Below are 5,992 nucleotides of genomic sequence, written 5' to 3' on the forward strand. Positions count from 1 at the left end.
ACGTGATTCGCCGATACATTGAGCAGCAACAAACGCCGAACTAAAGTCAAAACCGTGCCAGCTACGCTGCCAGTGCCTTACATCCCCGACCTGAAGGACGGGGTTTTACGGCGCGTCTGATAAAATACATTGAATTATGCGGTATTGAAGAAAACATCTACATTGGTTTCATCACAAAAATAACCTAAAAAAACATCGCCATTGTACCGCTAAACGGTAGGCGTAATGCTGGCTGATTGTTTAGTATTCTGGGTTAGTACACTGAGTTAGTAAACTGAGTTAGTAAACTGAGTTAGCACGTTGGGTTAGTTCGCTGAATTAGTACACTGGATTAGTACGCTGAATTAGCACGAAGATCTTCACATAAACTAAGTCAGCCTCGCGAGACGAGGCCGACTTCAATGAAGGCTTACTGTGGCTGTTTTGTCTCTGGATAAAGACTATTCCACCATTGTGGCTCATCTTTTAGTTTTAAATCAAACCATGCCATAGTGGTATTCCACCAATCAAAGCGGGCTTGGCGGCTATTGATGTGATGGTCTTGGTCGTTAAACTCAACCAGCTCCACTTCTTTACCAAGCAGTTTAAGGGCGGTGTACATGTAATGGCTTTCGCCTACTGGTACGTTGGTGTCGGCATTACCATGAATAAGCAATAACGGTGTGGTAATTTTATCTGCATGGTATAGCGGGCTTTGCTCAACATAGAGCTCAGGATTATTCCACGGAAAACTGCCGCGACTCGCCACGCCAGAATAACCATAACCCCACCAGCCATGGCCCCAGTAAGACGATAAATTACTGATCCCCGCATGCGACATTGACGCCGCAAAAATATCGGTTTTTGTAGCCAAATACATGGTCATAAAGCCACCATAAGATGCGCCCATATTGCCCACACGTTTAGCATCAACCGACGGGTATGCATTTAAGAAGGCTTTAGTGCCCTCAATAATATCGTCAGCGCTGTACTTGCCCCAGGCATTAACATGACGACCACTAAAGGCTTGGCCATATCCGGTAGCACCGTTTGGTTGCACAACATACACAACATAACCCTGGGCGGCCCATAAATTAAATGGCCAACGTCCGGTAAAGTGACGCCCTACAGGTGAGGTACCGCCATAGTAATACACTAATGCGGGATACTTTTTACTGGCATCAAAGTCGGCAGGCAAATAAACTCTGCCATCAATATTATGCCCATGGGTATTGGTAAAATCGAAATCTTCAATTTTACCCAAACGTGTGTTGGCATAGCTCAGTTGTTGACTATCAAACAGCAACTGTTTACGGCTTGAATTAAGCGCCATTTTATAGGCTTTTTGAGGCGCAGTGGCAGAGGTACCTGCAAATACTAATGTTGGCGTAGATTGCTCAATGGCAACACTAAAGCCGTCGATCATATCCACACCTGTGTCTATATGACTAAAACGACTTTTACGTTTATCAAAAAGATACAGTGGCGAACGATCACCTTCGGTTACCGTTAATATCACATCATCATTTTCAAGCTTAGTCATGCTGCCGATAGCAGGGTCAAAGTCTTTACTTAACGCACTCACATTACCTTTAGCATCACGCCAATATAATTGCCCATCATAGTCGTTAACTTCGATGGTGTTGTCTTGGATGCCAACGCCATCCATAAAACGGGGTCCAGCGGTAATGTACATGCCATCATCGGCGTATAGCGCAGCGTTAAAGCTACGATATGCACCAATAGTAGTTTCGGTTAAGTCTTTTAGATCCAACTCAATTAACTGCGTTATTCCATGGGCAGGCTCGGCATAATCAACCGGCGAGCGCGTTAGCAACAATCTACCTTTATCGACATTACTGTCTAACAAAGCGCTGCTGAAGTTGTTGTCTGTCAGTTGACGAATAAAACCTGAGGCCACCTCTAATTGATATAGCTGGCTATTGTTACGCCATCCACTCCAGCGATCTTCTAATGCTCGAAAACGCTTTGATGTCGCCTTGTCATCGGCTTTAAAAGGCTTTTCCCAACTGAATAACAGACTGTCGCCGTACCAATGTAGGCCAGACGCATTATCCATATCGGTTGCGGCCACGTTAATGGTTAAGTCAGCCACATTAAGTAACTGGATTTGTTTATTGGTCACAAAGGCTAATTGTTGACTGTCGCTCGACCATACTGCGCTGCTTGGACGGTTATCTTGCCAGCGATACATCACACTGTTGTCCGATAATTTGCGTAACTCGGTCACTTGAATTGGCGTATCGCCTTGGCTAGCTTGGTATTCAATGGTCGATTGCAGTAAATACTTGCCATTAGGTGACACGGTTAAGCCACTGATCACTTTTGAATCGAATAACTGCTGGGCAGATACACGCTGCGTTTTTTGTGCAGCAAAGTCGAGATTATCAACTTCACTTTTGCCCTGCCAATCAAGGTTAAATGGCACGTCTTGCGTTTGGCCATCAGCCAATACCACAAGCTGATAGTCACCATTTGTCAGTTCAAGTTCGACTTTATCAGCAGATTTAACCAACTGCCCATTCAAATACACTTGTGGATTTTCAAGCCCGTTAACAGTTAATGTGCCTTGGGTAAATCGCTGAGTCGATAGCGGCAGCTTATAGGCTAACCAATCCTCACCTTCAATCTTCGCTGAGGCAGCTTGCCAAGTAAGTTGTTGATTAAATACTTGAACCGTTTTTGCCTGTGTTTGACCAGACTTATCAACTAAGTTAGCAACTAGGTTAGCTCGTAGCGCATCTGCATGGGCACTTTTCGATAATGGCGCTGCTGATACTTGATCCACAGGGCCGATTCGCTGAATGTACTTAGCATCAATTTCTGCCCCATTTGCCATGCCCGATATTGCAATGGCTAAACTGGTTAACACCAGAGAAAACGTTTTCATTACCTGTCCTTATTGTTGTTTTTTTTATTGATTCTTTATGCAAGTGTGACAAAACTGACCGATAAATGCATATTTTTTGTGTATCAATAATTGTCGCCCTTTGTATATGCGAATAATTGATTAACAAGGATAAGTGAATTAGCGAGAGGGAGTGAATTAAAGAAACAATACGGTGAAAATGGAAATGAAATAGAAACCGCCAGTATTGGACTGACGGTTTATCTTTTTTGTGACGAGTCAACTTACACGAGTAAAACGCGATTAATGACCAAATTTAACTCTTACACCTGCGTTAGCAATAAAGCCATCGTTACGTGACCAAATATCGGTAGTCCATTGGCCGCTAGGCGATCTATTAGGCAGTAACATTGGATGTTCATCGGTTTGTTTTACATCGAGTAAGTTTTCTAAGTTAATAAACCAACTGACTCTGCCAACAGTAATTTCGCCCATTAAACCAAGATGCCAATAAGGGTTAGTTTCATCAATATAAGGGTTATCGTTAACATTTTGGGTGCCGGTATAATAAGCTTCAAAACCAGCTCTAAAGTTGCCATGTTGCTCCCACATAGCAACAAAACCACCAGAATGACGTGGTGTTAAGGCAATGGCTCTTCTGCCGTCCCCGTCGGGTGAAGCTTCAGTTGCGTCTAAATACAAGTAACTTGCGATCAACTTAACATCGCCTAAATAGTAACGCAGCAACACTTCAGAACCACGGATCTGACTTTCGCCGGGTGCATTAACTAACCTAACAGCGTCTAAGGAACCATCGTTATTGACAGAGAAAGCCTCTAAACCCGTGACGTTATCCACATTCGAGCCAAACAAAGTCAAACTCGTTTCCACATCATCAAAGGTATAACTCACATCAAGCGATGCCGTTTTAGCGCGCTCTTCTTGTAAGTTGTCAATCGGCGCTAATCTTGATAATCCTGCGGCCTCAATCTCTTCAACAAACGGCGTAGGGGCAAAGTAGCCCTCCCCATAAGAGCCTCTTATGGTTAAGTCACTTGGGCGATAAAGCACCGATACTCTTGGGCTAAATTGAGTACCATATTCACTGTGCTCATCAATGCGCGCACTGTAAGATGTGGTGATTTGGTCTGTCAGCTCATAATCAAGTTGAGCAAATGCACCCGGCACTTTATAAGAATAATCGAACTCAGGGTACGTGTCAGAGGCAAAGATTTCAGACTGATACGCTAAACCAACAACCCAATCACTGTTATCGGTATAACCTGCAATGCTATTTTCAAGCAAATAACTCTCGTGTTGGTCTTCTTCTATATCGGCACCATAAACATGCACATGATCTTGTACCATCGCCGATGCGCGTGTATTAAACGTCAATGACTCTAATAACGGCATACTAAACACCAGGCCGCCATCAAGCCTATCGGAATCTTGCGATTGTTCAAACGAAGTGCCATCAGCGACCGTGTTATCACCTAAAGTACCGCCAGTGCGTTGCTCGGTCATAAACCCGCTAGTCACATACAGAGTTTGCCCTTCTTGTCCTTCCCAAAATAAACGCGGACGCACAGTGTATCGCTCATAACCTGCCAGATCGATCCAACCGTCACTATCAATATCTTGCTTGTCTTGATAATGAGCCCCTGCCGTCACCGACCCTTTTACATTCTCGCTCAATGGCGACTCAAAATAGGTGGTCACATCCTGACCATCGCGCGTGGTTGCATTGACCAACACTTCACCACTGAGTTCATCACCAGGCGTTCGAGATACAAGGTTAATTACCCCGCCGAGTGCTGACCCACCATAAAGTGATGACGCCGAGCCTTTAATAATTTCAACGCGACTTAGATCTGTCGGCGGCACTTGCAACAAACCAATCGACCCTGCTTGGTTACCGTACAGCGGTAAACCATCTGCCAGTAATTGGGTATAACGACCATACAAGCCTTGTAGGCGAATATTGGCACTGCCTAACGCCGGAGAAGTTGTTTGTAATCTTACCCCACCCGTTTCAGCCACCAGCATAGAAATATTACCCGGTCTCATCGCTGCTTTTTCTTCAATCTCTTCGCGGTTAATCACCTCGACTCGAATAGGTTGTTCATCGGCAATCCGCCCAGAGCGAGTAGCTTGTATGACAATGGTTTCCATTTCTTCTTCGTGTTCATGCTCGTGTTCATCCACGTCAGCTTTTGGGTCATCATGCTCAGAATATTGAGGGATTGCACTGTGGTTTTCACTGTGGATTTCACTGTCATTCTCACTGTGGTTTGCACTCTGCCCAGACGAATTTGTCGAGTCATCCACCACATTGGCTTCACTCACCCCAATAACACCTAGCGACAAAATTAATGACGCCGCGGAATAACTCAACATACAACTTCCTTATAACAAGACATTATCGAAAAATGATATGCTTAAGCTTAAAGGTTACAGCCACTGGAAGGTCAATATGAAAATAAGTGAATTGGCATTAATTGCTCAGGTATCGGTTAAAACCATCAGATACTATGAGCAGATTGGACTACTCTCCCCGCCAATCCGTACCAGTAATGGCTATCGTCATTACCAAGAAAAAGACATAGAGACATTGGTATTTATAAGACGATGCAGAGAATTAAACATCGGACTCGATGACATCAAGCGTTTGGTTGATACACAACAAGACCCAAAATCGTCGTGCGCATTAGTCGACAACATCATTGCCGAACAACTTGCCCGCATTCAACAAACCCAGCGGGAATTAGCATTACTAGAGCAATCATTAGCCGCACTCGCGAGCTGTTGTAAAAGCCATCAGATAAAGGATTGCAGTATTTTACAGACGCTGAAATCGGTTTAAGTGAATTAAAACAGTATCTTACCAATACCGTTAGCAAAGGCGATGGGGTAACCCAGTGAACATTTGCAATGAGTTGTTCGCCTTTCGAGAGCTAACGATTTTCGATTTTCCAACATGTGGAAAACGCTATTTTGTTAACTGAGTGAGGTGCTGAGCTAACGATTTTCGATTTTCCAACATGTGGAAAACGCTATTTTGTTAACTGAGTGAGGTGCTGAGATAACGATTTTCGATTTTCCAACATGTGGAAAACGCTATTTTGTTAACTGAGTGAGGTGCTG

3 protein-coding genes are annotated in these 5,992 nt (G+C 44.0%); 1 reads left to right on the forward strand and 2 read right to left on the reverse strand.

Translation table 11 applies throughout. The features are described from left to right. Nucleotides 1–409: 409 nt before the first annotated feature. Together H5202_RS12310 and H5202_RS12315 are read right to left on the reverse strand one after the other, a co-directional pair. On the reverse strand, nt 410–2,890 hold the full coding sequence (locus H5202_RS12310) for an alpha/beta hydrolase family protein (RefSeq protein WP_182772334.1): 2,481 nt from the start codon (nt 2,888–2,890) through the stop codon (nt 410–412). A gap of 261 nt (nt 2,891–3,151) precedes the next feature. Then, nucleotides 3,152–5,245: a TonB-dependent receptor plug domain-containing protein gene (locus H5202_RS12315; protein WP_182772335.1), complete on the reverse strand. Its 2,094-nt coding sequence runs from the start codon at nt 5,243–5,245 to the stop codon at nt 3,152–3,154. 76 nt (nt 5,246–5,321) lie between these two features. Here H5202_RS12315 and H5202_RS12320 point away from each other — a divergent pair, with 76 nt between their 5' ends. Next, nucleotides 5,322–5,711: a Cd(II)/Pb(II)-responsive transcriptional regulator gene (locus tag H5202_RS12320; protein ID WP_182772336.1), complete on the forward strand. Its 390-nt coding sequence runs from the start codon at nt 5,322–5,324 to the stop codon at nt 5,709–5,711. Nucleotides 5,712–5,992: the final 281 nt, after the last annotated feature.

Source organism: Shewanella sp. SG41-4 (assembly GCF_014164505.1).
Classification (GTDB): domain Bacteria; phylum Pseudomonadota; class Gammaproteobacteria; order Enterobacterales; family Shewanellaceae; genus Shewanella.

What these genes read in the sequence shown, in the direction of transcription:
- H5202_RS12310 (WP_182772334.1), bottom strand. Translation starts at nt 2,890, where the DNA reads ATGAAAACGTTTTCTCTGGTGTTAACCAGTTTAGCCATTGCAATATCG.
- H5202_RS12315 (WP_182772335.1), bottom strand. Translation starts at nt 5,245, where the DNA reads ATGTTGAGTTATTCCGCGGCGTCATTAATTTTGTCGCTAGGTGTTATT.
- H5202_RS12320 (WP_182772336.1), top strand. Translation starts at nt 5,322, where the DNA reads ATGAAAATAAGTGAATTGGCATTAATTGCTCAGGTATCGGTTAAAACC.